At 51.2% G+C, this 20,660-nt stretch carries 17 protein-coding genes; 13 read left to right on the top strand and 4 right to left on the bottom strand.

The annotated features are described in order from the left end of the window. The first annotated feature begins 165 nt into the window (after nucleotides 1-165). Nucleotides 166-402 (top strand): hypothetical protein, encoded by a 237-nt coding sequence (locus AC0TN7_RS10655; RefSeq protein WP_165556505.1) that lies wholly within the window; start codon nucleotides 166-168, stop codon nucleotides 400-402. Nucleotides 403-776: 374 nt separating this feature from the next. Further along, complete coding sequence (locus AC0TN7_RS10650) at nucleotides 777-4,409, top strand: YobI family P-loop NTPase (protein ID WP_473702140.1); 3,633 nt, start codon at nucleotides 777-779, stop codon at nucleotides 4,407-4,409. A gap of 288 nt (nucleotides 4,410-4,697) precedes the next feature. Here the strand turns inward: AC0TN7_RS10650 and AC0TN7_RS10645 are convergent, their stop codons facing one another. Next, the gene (locus tag AC0TN7_RS10645) at nucleotides 4,698-5,477 is read right to left on the bottom strand and encodes a hypothetical protein (protein WP_252072049.1); all 780 of its coding nucleotides are present in this window, start codon (nucleotides 5,475-5,477) and stop codon (nucleotides 4,698-4,700) included. 249 nt (nucleotides 5,478-5,726) lie between these two features. Between AC0TN7_RS10645 and AC0TN7_RS10640 the strand changes: the two genes are divergently transcribed. Next, complete coding sequence (locus AC0TN7_RS10640; protein WP_473702139.1) at nucleotides 5,727-6,329, top strand: tyrosine-type recombinase/integrase; 603 nt, start codon at nucleotides 5,727-5,729, stop codon at nucleotides 6,327-6,329. A 109-nt stretch (nucleotides 6,330-6,438) separates the two neighbouring features. On the opposite strand, the gene AC0TN7_RS10635 is transcribed toward AC0TN7_RS10640, so the two are convergent. Further along, a complete protein-coding gene (locus AC0TN7_RS10635; RefSeq protein WP_063618450.1) occupies nucleotides 6,439-7,128 on the bottom strand; it encodes a Shedu anti-phage system protein SduA domain-containing protein in 690 nt (229 codons plus the stop codon). Continuing rightward, on the bottom strand, nucleotides 7,125-7,415 hold the full coding sequence (locus AC0TN7_RS10630; protein WP_127913805.1) for a type II toxin-antitoxin system RelE family toxin: 291 nt from the start codon (nucleotides 7,413-7,415) through the stop codon (nucleotides 7,125-7,127). Before AC0TN7_RS10630 ends, AC0TN7_RS10635 begins: the two co-directional genes overlap by 4 nt. A 415-nt stretch (nucleotides 7,416-7,830) precedes the next feature. On the opposite strand from AC0TN7_RS10630, the gene AC0TN7_RS10625 reads away from it, so the two are divergent. From AC0TN7_RS10625 to AC0TN7_RS10615, 3 genes are all read left to right on the top strand, one after another. Then, complete coding sequence (locus AC0TN7_RS10625) at nucleotides 7,831-8,193, top strand: YcgJ family protein (RefSeq protein ID WP_473702138.1); 363 nt, start codon at nucleotides 7,831-7,833, stop codon at nucleotides 8,191-8,193. Between the two features lie 217 nt (nucleotides 8,194-8,410). Continuing rightward, nucleotides 8,411-9,607 carry an NAD(P)/FAD-dependent oxidoreductase gene (locus AC0TN7_RS10620; protein ID WP_473702137.1) on the top strand — a complete coding sequence of 399 codons (1,197 nt, stop codon included), beginning with the start codon at nucleotides 8,411-8,413 and terminating at the stop codon, nucleotides 9,605-9,607. Next, nucleotides 9,607-9,987 carry a DUF1641 domain-containing protein gene (locus AC0TN7_RS10615; protein WP_473702136.1) on the top strand — a complete coding sequence of 127 codons (381 nt, stop codon included), beginning with the start codon at nucleotides 9,607-9,609 and terminating at the stop codon, nucleotides 9,985-9,987. The genes AC0TN7_RS10620 and AC0TN7_RS10615 overlap by 1 nt, the downstream gene beginning before the upstream one ends. Nucleotides 9,988-10,058: 71 nt before the next feature. On the opposite strand, the gene AC0TN7_RS10610 is transcribed toward AC0TN7_RS10615, so the two are convergent. After that, on the bottom strand, nucleotides 10,059-10,892 hold the full coding sequence (locus AC0TN7_RS10610) for a MurR/RpiR family transcriptional regulator (protein ID WP_024908667.1): 834 nt from the start codon (nucleotides 10,890-10,892) through the stop codon (nucleotides 10,059-10,061). A 292-nt stretch (nucleotides 10,893-11,184) separates the two neighbouring features. Here AC0TN7_RS10610 and AC0TN7_RS10605 point away from each other — a divergent pair, with 292 nt between their 5' ends. From AC0TN7_RS10605 to AC0TN7_RS10575, 7 genes are all read left to right on the top strand, one after another. Continuing rightward, a complete protein-coding gene (locus tag AC0TN7_RS10605; RefSeq protein WP_234084892.1) occupies nucleotides 11,185-12,690 on the top strand; it encodes a CoA-acylating methylmalonate-semialdehyde dehydrogenase in 1,506 nt (501 codons plus the stop codon). 11 nt (nucleotides 12,691-12,701) lie between these two features. Then, nucleotides 12,702-14,627: a 3D-(3,5/4)-trihydroxycyclohexane-1,2-dione acylhydrolase (decyclizing) gene (iolD, locus tag AC0TN7_RS10600; RefSeq protein WP_473702135.1), complete on the top strand. Its 1,926-nt coding sequence runs from the start codon at nucleotides 12,702-12,704 to the stop codon at nucleotides 14,625-14,627. A 302-nt stretch (nucleotides 14,628-14,929) separates the two neighbouring features. Beyond that, on the top strand, nucleotides 14,930-15,916 hold the full coding sequence (gene iolG, locus AC0TN7_RS10595) for an inositol 2-dehydrogenase (protein WP_061714650.1): 987 nt from the start codon (nucleotides 14,930-14,932) through the stop codon (nucleotides 15,914-15,916). Nucleotides 15,917-15,947: 31 nt separating this feature from the next. Continuing rightward, a complete protein-coding gene (locus AC0TN7_RS10590) occupies nucleotides 15,948-16,877 on the top strand; it encodes a sugar ABC transporter substrate-binding protein (protein ID WP_008502118.1) in 930 nt (309 codons plus the stop codon). 48 nt (nucleotides 16,878-16,925) lie between these two features. Beyond that, on the top strand, nucleotides 16,926-18,473 hold the full coding sequence (locus tag AC0TN7_RS10585) for a sugar ABC transporter ATP-binding protein (RefSeq protein WP_025912800.1): 1,548 nt from the start codon (nucleotides 16,926-16,928) through the stop codon (nucleotides 18,471-18,473). An 11-nt stretch (nucleotides 18,474-18,484) separates the two neighbouring features. Then, on the top strand, nucleotides 18,485-19,513 hold the full coding sequence (locus AC0TN7_RS10580) for an ABC transporter permease (RefSeq protein WP_008502116.1): 1,029 nt from the start codon (nucleotides 18,485-18,487) through the stop codon (nucleotides 19,511-19,513). 8 nt (nucleotides 19,514-19,521) lie between these two features. Then, complete coding sequence (locus tag AC0TN7_RS10575; protein WP_032646810.1) at nucleotides 19,522-20,655, top strand: Gfo/Idh/MocA family protein; 1,134 nt, start codon at nucleotides 19,522-19,524, stop codon at nucleotides 20,653-20,655. Nucleotides 20,656-20,660: the final 5 nt, after the last annotated feature.

Here is a 20,660-nt window from a genome sequence, read left to right as displayed (position 1 = left end):
TCCGCTCCGTGCCAAGAGCGGAAGTTGTTGAGTTATGACGAATTCAGTATTCTCCTTAGAATCGCTTATGTAGCGCAGTCTCTGGTGAAAAAATTATACCCTGACCAAATTGTTTTTGATCTCACTAACGCAAAATGTCTTTGTCTTTAAAAAAGGAATTCGTATATGTCTAAGATTAAGTTTGAACTGAGACGTGGAAGCGACGTGATACGTGATGGTATGTATCTGGAATTATCCATCAGCGGGACATCTCCATTACGGCAAGTTGCTGAAGTCTTCTACTCTGACATTACACATGAATTCTTTCTGACCTGCTACGAAGAGAAGATCCCTCTGGAAGCAGTGGAAAAATTGATTTCGGTGGCAAAAACATCTCTCCCGCCAGTGAGGTCAGAACAATAAACATCTACATAGCGCCAGTCTAAGCGCCACTTACATATCAGTGTCCGCTCTGTGCCAGGAGCGGAAGTTAGAAATTATCTGCGAACCGATAAGATGGCTGCCTAAGTCGTAGCGATTCAGCACTGTTTTTAGCGGCGCTAGATTGCAAAGTCATGCTTTGCTGACTTGCGATTGTGCTCTTTACGAGCAAAGCTTTCGGGTATAGCCAGTGCTAACTGTAGTGTAAAATTATAGGGATAGATGAAGAAAACAACGAGGCTTTAGCTAATCTTTGCCGTTGTGTCTGCTATGATATGGCGAAATTTTATCTGCATGATTTTGTTTGATTAACTCCGAAAGCCAGCTCTCTCGGTGAAGATTGGGAAGGGATATCAATGAGTGAAGATAGCTATAAATTTCAAAAGTTAACGCCGTTCAGCGATGTTGAGCTGGGTGTATATAAAAATGCGATAGATTTTGTTTTTGCCAATAACGATCTTAAAAATATTGCGATATCAGGGCAATATAGCGCAGGAAAAAGTAGTCTTGTCGAATCCTATAAGAAAAGTCATTCGAATATAAAGTTTGTTCATATCTCACTTGCTCATTTCAGAACGATTGAGGAAACTGAAACTAATGAACCAGGTAAAGATATAAATGAAACCGCGTTAGAAGGTAAAGTTCTTAACCAGTTAATTCACCAAATTAATGCTGATGATATTCCCCAGACACATTTTAAAGTAAAGAAAAAAATAAAAACTAACAGCATTGTGATAAATACCATCTTTACGGTGTTATTTCTCGCTATGATACTACATATCACTCTATTTAATAAGTGGGGGAAGTTTGTTTCACTTTTATCTGATGGTAATTTAAAGACACTACTTACATTATCAACTAAATACGATACGCTTTTAATTAGTGGGTTTATATGTACTATCCTATCTTGTGTTTTTATTTACAAATTAATAAAAACCCAAAAGAATCGTAATGTTCTTAAGAAAATAAATTTACAGGGTAATGAAATAGAGATTTTTGAAGAAAGTAATGAGTCTTATTTCGATAGATATTTAAATGAAGTATTGTACCTTTTCGAGAACGTTGATGCTGATGCTATTGTTTTTGAAGACATGGACCGTTTTAATAGTAATAACATCTTTGAACGTCTTCATGAGGTTAACAGACTGGTTAATATTCAACGGGACATAGCAGGGCACAAGAAATCGACGTTACGTTTTATTTACTTGCTTCGTGATGATATCTTCATTTCGAAGGATAGAACAAAATTCTTTGATTATATAATTCCAGTTATTCCTGTTGTTGATAGTTCTAACTCTTACGATCAGTTTATCTCACATTTTGAAGGTGGTGGTATTCTCAAGTTGTTCAATGAAAGATTTCTACAAGGGATGTCTTTATATATTGATGACATGAGAATATTGAAGAATATTTATAATGAATTTCAAGTTTATTATAATAAATTAAACACGACAGAGCTTGACTGTAATAAGATGCTGGCCATTATTGCCTATAAAAATATTTTTCCACGAGATTTTAGTGAGTTGCAACTTAATCAAGGTATGGTTTATTCCATATTTAGTGAAAAAGACAATCTTATTATTGAAGAAATAAAGAAAATAGAAAAAGATATTAGCGATAGAAAAAAAGAGATTGAGGCAATCAATGATGAAATTCTCAATTCTAGTCAGGAGGTTGATGCTATATACGATAAGGAATTATCTAGATATAACAACCATCCTCACTATAACCAGGCTGAGAAAGCTGATATAGAAAAGAGAAGAGCGGCTAGAAAAGAAAATGTTGAAAATAAATTCAATGGTAAAATAGAAGAAATTAATGAGCTTATATCAAGATCAAGAGAAAGTTTGGTTGACTCTAGAAATAAAAGGCTTAAAGAAGTAATAACTAGAGAGAACATTGATGAAATATTTAAACTCACCTATACCAATGAAATTGGAGAGGAAAGAGATTTTAATGAAATAAAAAGCAGTGAGTATTTTGACTTGCTTAAATACCTTATTCGTGATGGTTATATTGATGAAACCTATACCGACTATATGACCTATTTTTATGAAAATAGCTTGAGTCGAACTGATAAGATGTTTTTACGCAGCATTACCGATCAAAAAGGCAAAGAGTTCACTTATCAACTCAAGAACCCCAAACTGGTCGTTGCCCGCCTTCGAGAAGTGGATTTTGAACAGGAAGAGGCGCTTAATTTTGATTTATTAGCTTATCTTCTTCAAACGCCAGCCCAAGTAAACTTAATAAAACGTTTATTCAAACAACTAAAAAAAGATAGAAGAGTTGAGTTTATTCGTGGCTACTTTGAAACTGAGAGGGTTCAGCCTGTCTTTATTAATCGATTAAATACGCAGTGGCCTGAGTTTTTTTCTTATGCGCTGACAGAGAGTGAATTTTCTGCTGATTGGGTTAAACTCTACTCTATAGGCACGTTTTATTATTCTGCCAATAACGCCATCGAAGCCATTAATATTGATGATTGTCTGACTGATTACATCTCTGATTCGGTAGATTATTTAGCAATATCAGAACCGAAGGTTGACAAATTAATTAGTGGCTTTAAGTTGCTTAACGTCTCTTTTGTCAGTATTAAATTTGAAAACGCAAATAAAGTACTCTTTGATGCGGTTTACCAGCATTCACTTTATGATATTAATTTTGCCAACCTGACCTTAATGCTAAGTAAGGTTTACACGCTTGATAGTGAAGATGATATTCGTCATAAGAACTATACACTAGTGATGTCACAGCCTGATTCTCCCTTGGCTAGTTATGTTAATAACCATATTAGTGACTATCTAGATATGGTTTTATCTAGTTGTGATGGTTCAATCGTGGATGATGAAGTCATTGTTTTATCCGTTCTTAATAATGAGGGAATATCTGATGAACAAAAAGGCCAGTATATAAATGCTTTGAAAACTTTCGTGACATCTCTGAGTGAGGTTGAGAGCGAATCTTTATGGTCATCTTTGTTGGATAAAGATAGAATAGTGTGCTCTGAGGAAAATATTGTCTCCTATTTTGAACATGTTGATGGGCTGGATAAAACACTTATCGAATTCATCAATAGAACTGATACCGAGCTTGACTTTAAAAAAATTGACATTGAAAACGAGAAGAAAACAAAATTATTTAGATCGATTATTGTCTGTAATGATTTATCAAATGATAAATATGATGAATTAATTTGCTCGCTACATCGGATTTATAATACTTCCTTTGGCATTGCTAATATTACTGGTGATAAATTTAAAATATTAGTGGATAAGAAAATTATTCGCATGAGTATGAGTTCACTTGATTTCATACGAGATAATTATCCTGAACAAAATAACTACTACATTAAGAAAAACATCCAAACCTACGTTGAGTTAATGACAATAGAGAATTTTGTCTTAGATGAAGCCATATCGATACTTTCTTGGAAAGTTGATGATGATTTGAAAATTAAGCTACTTGAATTGATTAAAGTACCGCTGGCTATTTATAACAAAAACTACCCTCCGGTCGTTAATGATTGTATTTTAAGGAATAATTTTAAACCAGACGAACTATTAAATTTGACGTCATCCTATAAAACTTGGGGAACCTCTACTCAGTCACTCATTCTGAACCGAGCAATACAGGATATATCGACATTGATAGCAAACCCTGATGATGTTGCTGAGCTGTTACTAAAAGACCTGTTTGTCGCTGGGGACCTAAATATGCAGAATAAGATAGCATTGCTAATCGCTTTGTTGCCAAGTAAGGATTTGAGTAAGGCTCTCTGCAAAGAATATCTTGATCTGCTTGGTTTATCTGAGTTCAGTAAAATTTTGGGGCGAGGTAAGCCTAAAATTGAGGTTGATGAAACTAATCAAAGGTTATTAACAGCATTAAGAGATAACCACTTCTTCTCTGATTTTGAGGAAGATGATGAAAACCCCCCTTATTACAAAATAGTAAGGCGGAGTTCGATGTTTAGCTCAAATACATAGCATTATCTATTTTTTTTAAAGTTTGGGCACTTTTATAGTGCCCAATTATACGCTGAAACTTACGTAGCTAATCTGACCTGTTCACTGTTGACGAATACACTTAGGTGTTAGTGAGCCCCTCAGTATGTTGAGACAAATGCGAGCGTCCGCTCCTCGCTCACAGCGGATCTTCAGCTAAGTCAGATCGTTCGCTTCGTGCCAGAAGCGGATATTACCTAATACATTGGTAACCTTCTCAGATTAACACGTTCTACATAGTTAGCGTCGCATCTGATGAGTTATAATGTTTTAAAATATCCAACTGATAAATCCACCCGAATACTTCTCACTAATTTGGATTGCAAAAAGATCATGAAGACTTAGAAATAAATCATTATCTTCTTTAAAAATTAACTCCTCATATTCTGCCATTATCAAACTATGCTGCGTTGTTAGTTTAGATATGTTATCCATTTCACTGGCAAGCATGGATTTGTTTGCATTGGTGGATAGGTCCATAGCAATAAATTTCCGCATCAATGGCATTAGTTGATTAGGGTCTATGTTTTTTGTATTTTCCTTGGCTTTTTTTTGTCTTTCTGAATAGATAGTGTTAATCGTATTTGTATAATTTTTCGCTAAGCTCCTAAACTCTGGATATGAACCAGTAACTAATGCAAGTTCTTCGTACTTGAGGAATAAATCGGCCTTGCATTTTTTTACTGTCATTTCAAGCTCTTCAACTCCTTTTTTTAACTCTGCATTTGCTTTAATAATAGACATTGGGAGAGCTTCATAATGTTGGCCTAATTTTGAATCAGGAGTCATTGTCATATGTACTATTTCATTAGACATGAGCTGATAAGAACCAGATAACTCTCCATACTTTAGGAATAGTTCATTATGTGAAGATGAACAAGAACTTTGTAATTCCATCATTGGCCTGAAGTAATCCTTTATAAGTTCCTCCTGAAGACCTTGATCTTTTTTGTAACTCTCTAGAATCCCAGCAAAAAGAAATGACCCTAAAGATATAGAGATTATGGCAATTAGTAATTGACTAAGAAATGATTGTGCTCCATTACTCATGAATTATCCTTAAAACATAATACTGAAAAAAGTGGCGCCTGATAAGGGAAAACGACGGATCGGAAACAAACTTAACTGATGGGTTAGCCATAGTCCAGAACCTTATTTAAACACTTAGTATGACTGTATGCATCTTAGAAATTCGTGCCAGTAACATTTGAAGCCTCATAATTCATTTAAATCGAGGTCAGTTACTCGCTCATAAGGGACAACCATACTCAAATCTCCCACATTGCAGGAGATTTGAGTATGAACACGTCACCGTGGAACAAAGACCGTATCATAGGCCAAAAAAGACCACTTCAGATATCTCATATCTGGGGTATCCGAATCCGACTTGAACTGGAAGGTAAAACTCGCGATTTAGCTCTGTTCAACATGGCCCTGGACAGTAAGCTTCGAGGCTGTGATCTGGTCAAACTCAAAGTATCTGATGTTGCATATGGTAGCTCTGTTTCAAGCAGAGCAACGGTGTTGCAACAGAAAACCGATAGCCCTGTGCAATTTGAGATAACCAAAGGGACAAGAGAAGCTGTTGCTGCATTGATACAGCTTAGCAATTTGCACAGTAAAGACTTCTTGTTTCGGTCTAGGATCGGAACTAACCAGCACATTTCAACCCGGCAATACAACCGAATCTTTCATGGGTGGGTAGAAAAGCTTGGTCTCGAAGATTCGCTTTGCAGCACACATTCCATGAGAAGAACAAAACCTTACCTGATCTACAAGAAAACCAAGAATCTCCGGGTGATCCAACTTCTGTTGGGTCATAAGAAACTGGAAAGCACAGTCCGTTATCTGGGCATTGAAGTCGATGATGCGTTAGAGATTTCTGAATCGATTGAAGTCTAAGGTTGTCAGGGCTGCAACAGCAGCCCTGTGCCAAAAGCGGACATTACAAAAATAATTTCAAATATTGATAAGGCATCTAACAATGTTGGTTTTTTTATTGGTTTTATTCTCATTGGTTGTGTGTTGATGCCGCAACATTAGCTGCAACGGTATATGTTTCAAGCTCATACTTCCCTTCCTCAACTACTTGGTCAAAAGTTATACACCTAATCTTATAATCACCTGCTTTTAGATTTTTCGTTCTCCAAGTAAGACGTTCCTTTTGGGCGGAATCAAGATACTCATCACGCCCTATTACAAGGATGAATTCAGCTTCAAATCTATTCGCAGGCCCAAAATGAGCTCGAAAATCGTCAGTTTTCTCTGCATCGTGGAGTACACGTATCCAGTCAATTATTTGACTTGCACCATGCTCAAACCGTTCGGACCAGTCATAATAAGGCGCGCGCCCCATCAGTCCATTATATTGATCTGGCTTTCGTTCAACGAAAATGCTTCTCGGATTAGCATCCTCAATTTCAATAAAACAGAATTTCCTTCTTCTGGAATCGCAAACCGCAAAATCACAACGTAGCTTATCAAGGATCCAATATTCTGAAGCTATCAAGTCTGGTTTGTTTACCCCACAAAATGATGATGCAATTATAGAAACATGGTTAGGTGCTGCCTTTAAAGCAGGAGAAAGATGCTCATTTTCCTTTAATGAAATCCCTTCTCCTATTTTAAGTAAATCTATAAGGGCAGTGGATTCATTTGCTAATTCATTTGCATCAAATTTAAATTTGCTGAATCCTTTCATTTCCTTTCCTTACCGAATTTTGATAAAACATGTCTGGATACTATATCAATAAGTTCAATTTCATTTTTATCAGCTATTCTGAAAATCAAACGATAATCATTAGATATTCTAGTAATCCATAAATGGGTCTCTGAAAATCCGTTTAATTTTTCGGACTGTTCAAATATGGAACTTAGATTATCAGTCTCCAGTTTTTTCAATTTCTCAATAAAAAGATGTGATAATCGATTATCTAATAAGTCTATTTTTCTTTCAAACCTTGGGGTTGTGACAATGGTGTTTAACATTTTATTAGCCTAAAGTCATCGTTAAATAGAAATTGATGGAATAATATACAATGATGATAGCACGGATGCAAACCAACATCATATTCGCCCCCTTAATTCTCAACATATTTCCCAATATATGTAAGTTTTGGTGTATATCTCATGTCCACTCTTCGCTCAGAGCGGACCTAACCCGCCCCACAAACCCACTCCGTATACAGCATATTAGTTCAGCTCTTTAAAATCGCATGACTCACCGGGATAGGGCCCTTACAATTGCCTACGAGCTGAACTTTCGACGACGTTTCGGTCGACAAAAAGCCATACGGGGCGTTCCCTGCTGAAGCTTAAAACCCTCCAGGGTTTTTCACCCTCATGATGGTTCCACCGCGCCCGGCGTAAAGCCGACACTCATTAACCAACGGAGATTATCATCTTGAACAAATCAATACTCGCATGCTCTGTGGCCGCGCTGCTGGCCGTGTCCGCCATGTCCGCCCAGGCCAGGACCCCCGCCAGGCTCAAGTCGCCAGTATCGGGCGTGCTCTGCGACCGATATGTATGCGCCAATGACAAGGGATTATCCCGCGCGTTGACAGAGACCTATCTCGGTAAGAAGGCTGCTGCAAACGAGGTGTTCACGTCGAGCAATGTCGATCTGACTGAATTCACCTTTGCCAACGGTATTTTCTGCGATGTGAAGGATCGACTGTGCCGTGAAGATCGCTATTATGGCGCGAACGGACAGCGCTCCGGGGCGGTATCTAAAAAGTACACAACGCTGCTGTTTGGCGAATAATGGTGATGAAAAGAGACCACAGTAAAAGGCAACGTTCCGGAGATATAAGTTATATTTTGTAGTGTATATTATAAATGATGATCGGGTTGTCAAAATTAAATTTCTTATTAAGGGTTGTATTGCGGAATATTACTCTGTTACTACGCTTTAGCTGAGCGTAACAGTGAAGCGGTCTGGTTACGTGAATTCCCATTCACTACCATGAGCGAATAAAGGAATGAAAAACCGCATAATGATTGTCGGCGGCGGCACGGGAGGAACAATTGTCGCCAACCTGCTGGCCAGGAAATTACGACGTGAAATTGCCGCCGGTCAGGTAGAGCTGGTACTGATTTCCGAATCACCAGTGCACTACTACAAACCCGCCTTTATGTACGTCGCCTTTAACCTCTTCCATCATCATGAGCTGGCCCGGCCTGAACGGCAGTTACTGAGTCCTGAAATTCAATTTATTACAGACAGGATTGAATCTTTCGATTTTAAGCAGCGTCGGCTTTACGGTGCCAGTAAGCGACAATACGACTGGGACCTGCTGGTTATCGCAACCGGCTGCACGCCTTTTACACAAAAAATCCCCGGCCTTGCCGAAGCGGGCGATCATTTTTATCAATACGCGGCGGCCAGACAATTAGCGCATAAGCTCGCCACCATCAAAAAGGGGCGAATATTTATTACCGTCTCTTTTCCTGAAACGCCGAATGTTCCCCACCAGTGCGGCATTGCCCCTATTGAAACCACGCTGATGGTTGACGACTATCTGCGCCAGCGTGGGGTGCGTAATCAGGTTGAGATTGTTTATACCTATCCGACCGTCGCGCAGCTGCTGCGAAACTGTTTGTTCCTGCAGCGTCCGGTGGGGGAGGCGCTGGGCGATATTTTTGCTGCCAAAGGAATACAGCATCAGCGCGGTTTTACCTTAAGCCATGTCGATCCTGACAGCAAAATTGCCTATTCCGCCGAGGGCGATTCACAGAATTTCGACATCCTGATGGCAACGCCGCCCATCCGGGCAGTCGACGCGGTGCGTGATACCGGGCTTAGCGAGGTTCAGAACGGGGAAGGCTGGCTGCCGACGGATCACCAGACGCTCGGCGTCTACGGCTTAGAAGGCGTGTATGTGATCGGCGATACCGTTGACCTCCCGATCAGTAAAGCGGGAGGGTCGTGCCACAACCAGGCGCCCATCATTGCTGACAACATTGTGGCGGAGCTGTACGGCAGACCGCCCGGAAGCGGTAACCATTATGATGGACGGGTTCAGGCCGTCGCGCAGATGGGGCTCTGGGCCGGCATGCCGTTGGTATATGACTATCGCAATGACGTGACCCCCATGCCGGCGACAAAACTGGGCGGCATGCTGCGAAACGGTTTTAACCGTGGACTGTATTGGGGCGTCGTGAGGGGGATGTTCTGATGAGTGACCAGGAACAGTTACTAAAAAGCCTTGCCCCGCTTATGGCGGGCAATCGCCTGAATAATCTGGTTGATCTGCTCGCCGTCGTCGCAGACCTGCTGGACATGGCCGATAGCGCGATGGTCGAAAAACTGGCTGGCGTTTTTGAAGATGTCGTGACCGTCGGCTGGGAAGGGGGAACCGCGCTACGCATGGCGTGGGGAGAGCAAATTAACCGGGAAGGTGATATCTCGCTTCGGCAGGTGTTCACCATGCTTAACGACCCTGATACCCGCCGCGGCATTATGCTTTTACTGCGGGTGTTACAGATTACGGGGCAACGTCTGAATTCCCTCTCTTCCGTCAGTTATTCTGATTGCCCCGAGATAAGGAGTAGTTAATGTCTGGCTGATGCTTTTCAGGCGGTCGGGTATCGGCTATGCCTTACCCGGCCCACCAAACTGCACTGGGGCTATTTCTCCCCGCTCCCCAACCGATACGCCAGCGCCACCACCAGCGACTGCACCAGGCACAGCGTCGCCGACTGAGATCGAAACGCGTCCACCTGCGCCTCTTTCACCACAAAGCAGAGATCGCTGAACGTCGCCAGGGGGCTTATCTGGCTGTCCGTAATCACAATCTGCCGCGCGCCAACGCTGGCGGCGGTTTCGCTGACCATCACCGTCTCTTCCGCGTACGGCGAGAAGCTGATCGACACCACGATGTCGCGCGCCTTAATGCGGCTGATCTGCTCGCGCAGCATCCCGCCCATACCGTCGAGCAGGATAGGGCGACACTCCAGGTGGCTCAGGGCGTAGGTCAGATACGCGGCGACGCTAAAGGAGCGGCGCAGCCCGGCGATGTAGATGGTGTCGGCGTCGGCCAGCAGCTGTACCGCGCGCTCCAGCATCTCCGGCTCGGCGCGGGCGGCCAGCTGCTGCAGCGCCTGGGCGTTCGAGCGGGCGAACTCCTGCAGGATATCGAGCGGCGTTTCCGGCACGGCCTCGCTCTCCATTTCGCGGAACAACCGGGCGCGGTCGCTGTAGCTGGCGGTCTCCTCCACCAGGTTCATGCGAAACAGCTGTTTCATTTCGTTGAAGCCGGTGAAGTCAAAGGCGTTAGCAAAGCGGATCAGCGTCGAGGGCGGCACGTCGGCGCGCTCGGCAATGACGGCAACCGTATCAAACGCCACGCTGTTGGTGTTATCCAGCACGTAGCGGGAGACCTGCTGCAGCCTCTTGCTCAGGCTATCGTAGCGATCGCGGATTTGCTGCTGCAGTTCGTTCAGGCTGGTTGCTGTCGTCATCTTTTCCCCCAAATACAGTCTTATGATTCTAAACGCAAAACCGCGTCTTTTAAATGTCGGCCATCCATCTGGCAGCAAAAATGAAACAGAAGCTTCAGTCATTTCCTCGCCCGAAATTCCTTAATAGCGCACGCGGCGTCAGTGGTGATGGCTGTTAACATAAAAATCCATCCTTGATCACAATAATCATCATTTATTTTATTTCAACTTAAAATGGAATATTTGTTTCATATATAGTGTTCAGTACACAGTGTTCAGGTCACAGTCATGTATCAACAGCGAGAGGTTAAGGATGGAGACGGTAGCGAATTTTATTCACGGCGAATGTGTCACCGGTTCAGGCCAGCGCGTTCAGGCGATCTTCAACCCGGCCACCGGCGAGCAGATCCGCCAGGTGGTGATGAGTACGGCGCAGGAAACGGAGCAGGCGATCGCCGCCGCGCAGCAGGCGTTTCCGGCGTGGGCGCGTCATGCTCCGCTTAAGCGCGCGCGCGTGATGTTCCGCTTCAAGGCGCTGCTGGAAGAGAACATGGATCGCCTGGCCCGCCTCATCAGCGAAGAGCACGGCAAGGTCTTCTCCGACGCGGTGGGTGAACTGACCCGCGGCCTGGAAGTGGTGGAGTTTGCCTGCGGCATTCCGCATCTGCAAAAGGGCGAACACTCGGCGAACGTCGGGACCGGCGTCGACAGCCACTCGCTGATGCAGCCGCTCGGGGTCTGCGCGGGGATCACGCCGTTTAACTTCCCGGCGATGGTGCCGATGTGGATGTTCCCGATTGCGCTGGCGACCGGGAACACCTTTGTGCTGAAACCGTCGGAAAAAGACCCTTCTCTCGCGCTCGCGCTGGCGCAGCTGCTGAAAGAGGCCGGCCTGCCGGACGGCGTCTTCAACGTGGTGCAGGGCGATAAAGAGTCCGTTGACGTGCTCCTGACCGACCCTCGCGTGCAGGCGGTGAGCTTTGTCGGCTCCACGCCGATTGCGGAATACATTTACCAGACCGCCTCCGCCCACGGTAAACGCTGTCAGGCGCTGGGCGGGGCGAAAAACCACTGCATCCTGATGCCGGATGCGGACATGGAGATGGCGACCAACGCCATCATGGGCGCGGCCTACGGCGCGGCGGGGGAACGCTGCATGGCGCTCTCCGTGGTGCTGGCGGTAGGGGATAACACCGCCGATGACCTCTGCGCCCGGCTGGAAAAACAGATTGCCGCGCTGCGCGTCGGGCCGGGGCTCGACCAGACGCCGGAAAACGAAATGGGACCGCTTATCTCCTCCGCGCACCGCAGCAAGGTGCTGGGCTACATCGACAGTGGGGAAGCGCAGGGAGCCAAACTGCGCGTGGACGGCCGCGGCTTCAGCGTGAAGGGCCACGAGCAGGGCTATTTCGTCGGGCCGACGCTGTTCGATAACGTCACCCCGGAGATGACCATCTATAAAGAAGAAATTTTTGGTCCGGTGCTTTCTGTGGTGCGCGTAGCAGATTACGCCAGCGCGGTGGACCTGATTAACCGCCATGAATATGGTAATGGCTCGGCAATCTTCACCCGTGACGGCGGCTGCGCGCGTCGCTTCTGCGAAGAGGTGCAGGCGGGCATGGTGGGGGTCAACGTGCCAATCCCGGTGCCGATGGCATTCCACAGTTTCGGCGGCTGGAAGCGCTCCATCTTCGGGGCGCTCAACGTCCACGGCAACGACGGCGTGCGTTTCTACACCCGAATGAAAACCATCACCGCGCGCTGGCCGGAAATGCAGCAGGAGACAGGCGCTGCGTTCTCCATGCCGACGCTGGGCTGACAGGAGGCGTTATGCAAACCGAACGTATGACCATGGCCCAGGCACTGGTCCGGTTCCTGAATCAACAGTACGTCAGCGTGGACGGCAACGAAACGCCCTTCGTGGAGGGCGTCGCCACCATCTTTGGGCACGGCAACGTGCTGGGTATCGGCCAGGCGCTGGAGCAGGATCCCGGCCATCTGCAGGTGATGCAGGGCTGCAACGAGCAGGGCATCGCCCATATGGCGACGGGATTTGCCAAACAGCACCGTCGTCAGCGCATCTTTGCCGTCACCTCCTCCGTCGGGCCGGGCGCCGCCAATATGGTCACGGCGGCGGCAACCGCCACGGCGAACCGTATTCCGCTACTGCTGCTTCCGGGCGATATCTACGCCAGCCGCCAGCCGGACCCGGTGCTGCAGCAGATCGAGCAGTATCACGATCTCAGCATCAGCACCAACGACTGCTTCCGTCCGGTCTCCCGCTACTGGGACCGCATTAACCGTCCCGAGCAGCTGATGAGCGCGATGCTCAGCGCGATGCGAACGCTTACTGACCCGGCAGATACCGGTGCGGTGACGATTTGCCTGCCGCAGGACGTGCAGGGGGAAGCGTGGGATTACCCGCTGAGCTTCTTCGCGCGTCGCGTGTACCACATCGAGCGTCGTCCGCCCGATCCGCAGCGTCTGGCGCAGGCGCGGGCGCTGATCGCCTGCAAGCGTCGTCCGCTGGTGGTGTGCGGCGGCGGCGTGCGCTATTCCGGCGCGCATGAGGCGTTTCGCGACTTTGTCGAGACGCTGCGGCTGCCGTTTGCCGAAACCCAGGCCGGAAAGGGGGCGCTGGTGAGTGACCACCCACTTAACCTCGGTGGCGTAGGGGTGACGGGCGGGATGGCGGCCAACCAGCTCGCGCCGCAGGCTGACCTGGTGATTGGCATCGGCACGCGCCTGACCGACTTTACCACCGGCTCCAAGGCGCTCTTTTCCCATCCGGACGTCGAATTTCTGCTGCTGAACGTGGCCGAGTTTGACGCCCTGAAGCTGGACGCCACGGCGCTGATTGCCGATGCCCAAACCGGGCTCCAGGCATTGACCCACGCGCTCGGTGATTACCGCAGCGGCTGGGGAGAGGCGATCGCTGAGGCGAAGTCCGCCTGGCGCGACGAGTGCCGTCGCCTGTGGGATCGCCAGTGGCGTCCGGACGACGCGCCCGAAGTGGCGGGGCACCTGGACGCGCGGCTGGCGGAGTACGGCGAGACGCTCAACACCCGCCTGACCCAGACGCGGGTACTGGGGCTGATCAACCAGCATATTGAAGATAACGCCATCGTGGTGGGCGCGGCCGGTTCGCTGCCGGGGGATTTACAGCGCCTCTGGCAGGTCAAAACGCCGGACAGCTATCACCTGGAGTACGGCTACTCCTGCATGGGCTACGAGATTGCGGCAGCCATCGGCGCGAAGCTTGCCCGACCCGAGCAGCCGGTTTATGCCATGGTGGGGGATGGCTCCTACATGATGCTGCACTCCGAGCTGCAAACCGCGGTGCAGGAGGGGATTAAGATCACCGTTCTGCTGTTTGATAACGCCAGCTTCGGCTGCATTAACAACCTGCAGATGGGGCACGGCATGGGCAGCTTTGGCACGGAAAACCGCCATCGCAACCCGGAAACCGGACGGCTTGACGGACCGCTGGTGAAGGTCGATTTTGCGCAAAACGCGGAGAGCTATGGCTGCCGCGCGTGGCGGGTGCACGACGAGCAAAGCCTGCTGGCGGCGCTGGAAGCGTCACGCGCCCATCCGGGCCCGACGCTGCTGGACATCAAGGTGCTGCCGAAGACCATGACCCATGACTACGCCTCCTGGTGGCGAACCGGTGATGCGCAGGTGGCGGAATCGTCTGCCGTGCGTGAGGCCGCTGAGCAAACCCAGGCGCAGGTGAAAAAAGCCCGTCAGTATTGAGTTTTTCCGTCTTAACGAAATTTTCATTTCATTTTTATTTTTCCCCTCACCCCAGCCCTCTCCCCAAAGGGGAGAGGGAGAAAAGACCGCGCCGTACCGTCCCCTCTCCCCTTTGGGGAGAGGGTTAGGGTGAGGGGCACATCTCCCGTGATGTTGTGAGATTGATAACAAAATTTATCTCATTCATCTCAAAAGTGTTAACCCACACTCAAAAACATAATTTTCACTATTTATAAAAATGAAATAAATGTTTTATTTATAGAGTCGTTAGTTCACAGCATTCACCAACACCGGGAGCCGTTATGTTTAACATTGCTTTACTGGGCGCTGGCCGAATTGGCCAGGTACATGCAGCTAACATCGCCAGCCACGCCGCGACCACGCTCTGGTCCGTGGTTGACCCGAATCAGGAATTTGCCACCCGTCTCGCCGCGCAGTATCAGGCCCGCCAGCAGAGCCTGGAGGAGGCGATGACCGACCCTAACGTGCACGCGGTGCTGATCGCCTCCGCGACCGATACCCACGCCGATCTGATTGAAATGGCCGCCCGCCACGGCAAGGCCATCTTCTGCGAAAAGCCGGTCCACCTCGACCTCGCCCGCGTGCGCGACTGCCTGAAGGTGGTCAAAGAGTACGACGTGCCGCTGTTTATCGGCTTTAACCGCCGCTTTGACCCGCAGTTCCGCCGCGTGAAAACCGACGTGCAGGCCGGGCGCATCGGCAAGCCGGAATCGCTGCTGATCATCTCCCGCGACCCGTCTCCGCCGCCTGCGGAGTACGTGCGCGTTTCCGGCGGCATGTTCCGCGATATGACCATTCACGACTTTGACATGGCCCGCTTCATCATGGGCGAAGAGCCGGTGTCGGTGTATGCCCAGGGCAGCAACCTGGTCGATCCGGCGATTGGCGAGGCGGGCGACATCGATACCGCGTTTATCGTTCTGAAATACGCTTCCGGCGCGATGGCGACCATCGTCAACAGCCGCCGTTCATCTTACGGCTACGACCAGCGCCTGGAGCTGCACGGCTCCGAAGGACTGCTGTGCGCGGGCAACATCCTTGAAAACCAGGTGCAGCACTACGGCAAACAGGGCTGCACCAGCGCGCTGCCGGAACACTTCTTCCTGCAGCGCTACAAATCCGCTTACGCCGCGGAATGGGAACACTTTGTTGCGGTCCTGCGCGGCGAAGCGGTACCTGACTGCAGCGGCGATGATGGTGAACGTGCGCTGTACCTTGCGGATAAAGCGCTGGAGTCGCTGCGTACCCAGCGCGAGATCGTCCTCTAAACACAACAACCCTACACAGAGAGACATAATAATGAAAAAACTGATCGTAGCCGCCCTCATCGCCATGACGTCCGGGGCCGCCCTCGCCGAAAACGAGCAAATTGTTTTCAGTACGCCAAACCTGGCCATGCCGTTTGAAGTTCACATGCAGCGCACGGCGGTGAAAGCCGCAAAAGAGATGGGCGTGAAGCTTCAGGTGCTGGACGGGCAGGGCAGCTCGCCAAAACAGGTGGCTGACCTGGAAAACGCCATTACCCGCGGGGCGCAGGGCTTTATCGTCTCCCCGAACGACGTGAACGCGGTCTCCAGCGCGGTGGATGAAATTCAGGATGCGAAGCTGCCGGTCGTCACTCTTGACCGCTCCGTCGACAGCCAGAAAAAAGTGCCGCACTTCGGCGCCAACAACTACAAAGGCGGCCAGGCGATTGGCGACTTCGTCAAAACCAAATTCCCCGACGGGGCGGAGATCATTCTGCTGACCGGCCAGCCGGGCTCCTCCTCCAACATCGAACGCACTAAAGGGATCCGCGACAGCCTGAAGGCGGGCGGGGATAAGTACAAGATCGTCGCCGATCAGACCGGCAACTGGATGCGTTCTGAAGGGATGCGCATCGTGGAAAGCGTGCTGCCCTCTCTGCCGAAACGCCCGCAGGTAATCCTCTCCGCCAACGACGACATGGCGCTGGGGGCGATTGAAGCGCTGCAGAGCCAGGGCGTGAAGCCGGGCGAAATTCTGGTCACCGGCTTTGATGCGGTGCCGGAAGCGCTTGCCCGCGTGCGCGACGGCTGGCTGGCGGTGACGGCGGACCAGCGTCCGGGCTTTGCGGTGCAGACGGCGATGAGCCAGCTGGTGGCCAACGTGCGCGAGAAGAAAGCCATCACCGGTGCCGACTACCCGCCGACGCTGATCACCAAAGAGAACCTGCAGCAGGCTGAGCGTATCGGTGAGGCCGGTAACTAATATGTCCCGAGCCGCCTCTGGCGGCTCATCATGAGGAGGAGCAGACTGATGTCGCAACCCTTACTGAAAGTGACCGACCTGGCAAAAAGCTTTTCCGGCGTCTGGGCGTTAAGCAGCGCTCAGCTGACCGTCGGCGCGGGCGAGATCCACGCCCTGCTGGGGGAAAACGGGGCGGGTAAATCCACGCTGCTGAAGGCGCTCGCGGGGGCGCAGCCGCAAACCCGCGGGGATATCTGGTTCAACGGCGAAACGCTGCCGGTGGACGACTCCCCGGTGGAACGGCAGAACAAGGGCATTATCACCATCTATCAGGAATTCAACCTGCTGCCCAACATGACCGTCGCGGAAAACATGTTTCTCGGGCGCGAGCCGCGTAAACGTAACCTGATCGTCGACGAAAAGGCGGTCAATCAGGAGGCGCAGGTCATTCTCGACTATCTGCAGCTGAACGTTGCGCCGACCACCCCGGTCGCCCGCCTGAGCGTTGCCCAGCAGCAGATGGTGGAGATCGCCCGGGCGCTGACCCTCAACGCCAGGCTCATCATTATGGACGAACCCTCCGCCGCGCTGAGCGACAGCGAGGTGGAAAGTCTGCACCGCGTGGTGCGCGAGCTTAAAAACCGCGGCGTGAGCATTATTTACGTTACCCACCGTCTGCACGAAGTTTTCCAGCTCTGCGATCGCTTTACCGTTTTCCAGGACGGCCGTTTCACCGGCACCGGCGCGGTGGCGGAGACCAACGTCGAACAGCTCATCCGCCTGATGGTCGGACGCGACGTGGCCTTTAACCGTCGCCCCGCCAGCGAAACGCATCATGAAGACAAACCCGTCCGCCTGGCGGTGAAGGGGCTGAGCCGCGAAAAGCCGCCGCTGGATCCGCACGGCATCGCCCTGCACGACATCAGCTTCCACGTCCATGCCGGGGAGGTCTTAGGCATTGCCGGGCTGGTGGGCGCCGGGCGCACCGAGGTGGCACGCTGCCTGTTTGGCGCGGACGCGTTTACCTCGGGGAGCTTTGAGCTGGACGGCGTACCGTACCAGCCGCGCGACCCGCTCTATGCCCTCGACCAGGGCGTGGCGCTGGTGCCGGAAGATCGCAAAAAAGAGGGGGCGGTGCTGGGACTGTCGATTCGCGACAACCTGTCGCTCTCCTGCCTCTCCTCGCTGCTGCAGTGGCGCTGGTTCGTGAACACCCGCAAAGAGGACGATCTGATCGAGTCCTACCGCAAAGCGCTGCAGATCAAAATGGTCAACAGCGCGCAGGAGGTGCGCAAGCTCTCCGGCGGTAACCAGCAAAAGGTGATCCTCGCGCGCTGCATGGCGCTCAACCCGCGGGTGCTGATCGTCGATGAACCGACGCGCGGCATCGACGTGGGGACCAAATCAGAAGTGCACCAGGTGCTGTTTGACATGGCGAAAAAGGGCGTGGCGGTGATCGTGATCTCCTCCGATCTGCCTGAAGTGATGGCGGTGTCAGACCGGATCATCACTCTCAGCGAAGGCCGGGTGACCGGCGAGATCCACGGTGACGACGCTAACGAAGAACGGCTGATGACGATGATGGCCATCAACCACAACGCCCTGAACGCGGCATAACGGAGTTTCTCATGACGCAGATGATTTCTAAAACGCAGGCCCCGGTCAAACGCGCCGGACGCATCGATCCCATCGCCTTCTTCGAGCGCTTCGGGGTACTGATTTTCATGATCCTGCTGCTGATCTTCTTCCAGTCGCAGAACAGCAACTTTTTCTCTGAACGCAATATTTTCAACATCCTGACCGAAGTATCCATCTACGGGATCATGGCCGTGGGGATGACCTTTGTCATCCTGACCGCCGGGATTGACCTCTCCGTGGGCTCCATTCTGGCGGTCTGCGCCATGACCGCGGCGTACGTGATTAAGGGCGACAACTTCACCACCGTCGACCCGAACGCCTGGGGCGGCATGAGCTGGCTGATCGGGCTGGGGATTTGTCTGGCGATGGGCACGGCGATTGGCTTCCTGCACGGTCTGGGCGTCACCCGCCTGCGCCTGCCGCCGTTCATCGTGACCCTCGGCGGGATGACCATCTGGCGCGGACTGACGCTGGTGATCAACGACGGCGCGCCGATTGCCGGTTTCGATCAGGGCTACCGCTGGTGGGGGCGCGGAGAGCTGCTCGGCATCTCCATTCCGATCTGGATCTTCGCCATCGTCGCCCTCGGCGGCTATCTGGCGCTGCATAAAACCCGCTGGGGCCGCTTCGTCTACGCCATCGGCGGTAACCCGGAGGCAGCGCGCCTGGCGGGGGTGAACGTCAAGCGCGTGCTGGTTAGCGTCTACGTGCTGATTGGCTGCCTGGCGGGGCTGGCGGGCTTCATTCTGAGCGCGCGTCTGGGGAGCGCCGAGGCGGTGGCCGGGATCTCCTTTGAACTGCGCGTCATTGCCTCGGTGGTGATTGGCGGCACCTCGCTGATGGGCGGCTACGGGCGCATCGGCGGCACCATTATCGGCTCCATCATCATGGGGATTCTGATTAACGGCCTGGTGTTGATGAACGTCTCGGCCTACTACCAGCAGATTATCACCGGATTAATTATCGTTCTGGCGGTGGCGTTTGATACCTACGCCAAGAGCCGTCGCGGCGCACTGTGAGGATCACGATGAAAGAGGTTCGTATTGGATTGATTGGCACCGGGTATATCGGCAAGGCGCACGCTATCGCCTATGCCCAGGCCCCGACGGTGTTCAACCTGCGCGGCAGGCTGGTGCGCGAGATGGTGGCGGAAGTCACGCCGGAGCTGGCGGCAGCGCGCGCGCAGGCGTTTGGCTTCAACCGCTCCACCGGCGACTGGCGGGCGCTGGTGGCCGACCCGGCGATTGACGTGGTGGATATTTGCTCGCCCAACCATCTGCATAAAGAGATGGCGCTGGAGGCGATCCGCCACGGCAAGCACGTCTACTCGGAGAAGCCGCTGGCGCTGAACGCCCACGACGCACGGGAGATGGTCGACGCCGCGAAGCGGGCCGGGGTGAAAACGCTGGTGGGGTTCAACTACATGAAAAACCCGACGGCGCAGCTGGCGAAGGAGATTATCGCCCGCGGCGAGATTGGCGAGGTGATCCACTTCTACGGCACCCACAACGAAGACTATATGGCCGACCCGCGCTCGCCCATTCACTGGCACTGCTTTAAAGAGACCGCCGGGCTGGGGGCGCTGGGCGACCTCGCGGCGCATATCGTCAATATGGCCCAGTACCTGGTCGGGGAGATTGAGCAGGTCTGCGGCGACCTGAAGATCGTGGTCCCGGAACGCCCGGCGAAGGCCGGCTCGTCGGACATGGTTGCCGTCGAAAACGAGGATCAGGCCCACGCGATGGTGCGCTTCGCGGGCGGGGCGCAGGGCGTGATTGAAACCTCCCGCGTTGCCTGCGGCCGCAAGATGGGGCTGTCGTACGTCATTACCGGCACGAAAGGCGCCATCAGCTTCACCCAGGAGCGCATGGCCGAGCTGAAGCTCTATCTGCATGACGATCCGGTAAACCGTCAGGGGTTCCGCACGCTGCTCGTCGGCCCGGCGCACCCCGACTACGCCGCGTTCTGCATGGGCGCAGGCCACGGGATTGGCTTTAACGATCAAAAAACGGTGGAGGTGCGCGACCTGGTGGACGGGATTGCCGCCGACGCGCCAATGTGGCCGGACTTCGAAGAGGGCTGGAAGGTGTCGCGCGTGCTGGACGCGATCGCGCTCTCGCACCGGGAAGGCCGCTGGCTGAACGTGAACGACATTGTCTGATGAGG

The sequence above is a fragment of the Enterobacter sp. PL_is511 genome, assembly GCF_055816065.1.
The sequence above is the reverse complement of the archived record's forward strand: the minus strand, read 5'-3'. Positions and strand labels throughout refer to the sequence as shown.

What these genes read in the sequence shown, in the direction of transcription:
- AC0TN7_RS10655 (WP_165556505.1), top strand. Translation starts at nt 166, where the DNA reads ATGTCTAAGATTAAGTTTGAACTGAGACGTGGAAGCGACGTGATACGT.
- AC0TN7_RS10650 (WP_473702140.1), top strand. Translation starts at nt 777, where the DNA reads ATGAGTGAAGATAGCTATAAATTTCAAAAGTTAACGCCGTTCAGCGAT.
- AC0TN7_RS10645 (WP_252072049.1), bottom strand. Translation starts at nt 5,477, where the DNA reads ATGAGTAATGGAGCACAATCATTTCTTAGTCAATTACTAATTGCCATA.
- AC0TN7_RS10640 (WP_473702139.1), top strand. Translation starts at nt 5,727, where the DNA reads ATGAACACGTCACCGTGGAACAAAGACCGTATCATAGGCCAAAAAAGA.
- AC0TN7_RS10635 (WP_063618450.1), bottom strand. Translation starts at nt 7,128, where the DNA reads ATGAAAGGATTCAGCAAATTTAAATTTGATGCAAATGAATTAGCAAAT.
- AC0TN7_RS10630 (WP_127913805.1), bottom strand. Translation starts at nt 7,415, where the DNA reads ATGTTAAACACCATTGTCACAACCCCAAGGTTTGAAAGAAAAATAGAC.
- AC0TN7_RS10620 (WP_473702137.1), top strand. Translation starts at nt 8,411, where the DNA reads ATGAAAAACCGCATAATGATTGTCGGCGGCGGCACGGGAGGAACAATT.
- AC0TN7_RS10615 (WP_473702136.1), top strand. Translation starts at nt 9,607, where the DNA reads ATGAGTGACCAGGAACAGTTACTAAAAAGCCTTGCCCCGCTTATGGCG.
- AC0TN7_RS10610 (WP_024908667.1), bottom strand. Translation starts at nt 10,892, where the DNA reads ATGACGACAGCAACCAGCCTGAACGAACTGCAGCAGCAAATCCGCGAT.
- AC0TN7_RS10605 (WP_234084892.1), top strand. Translation starts at nt 11,185, where the DNA reads ATGGAGACGGTAGCGAATTTTATTCACGGCGAATGTGTCACCGGTTCA.
- iolD (WP_473702135.1), top strand. Translation starts at nt 12,702, where the DNA reads ATGCAAACCGAACGTATGACCATGGCCCAGGCACTGGTCCGGTTCCTG.
- iolG (WP_061714650.1), top strand. Translation starts at nt 14,930, where the DNA reads ATGTTTAACATTGCTTTACTGGGCGCTGGCCGAATTGGCCAGGTACAT.
- AC0TN7_RS10590 (WP_008502118.1), top strand. Translation starts at nt 15,948, where the DNA reads ATGAAAAAACTGATCGTAGCCGCCCTCATCGCCATGACGTCCGGGGCC.
- AC0TN7_RS10585 (WP_025912800.1), top strand. Translation starts at nt 16,926, where the DNA reads ATGTCGCAACCCTTACTGAAAGTGACCGACCTGGCAAAAAGCTTTTCC.
- AC0TN7_RS10580 (WP_008502116.1), top strand. Translation starts at nt 18,485, where the DNA reads ATGACGCAGATGATTTCTAAAACGCAGGCCCCGGTCAAACGCGCCGGA.
- AC0TN7_RS10575 (WP_032646810.1), top strand. Translation starts at nt 19,522, where the DNA reads ATGAAAGAGGTTCGTATTGGATTGATTGGCACCGGGTATATCGGCAAG.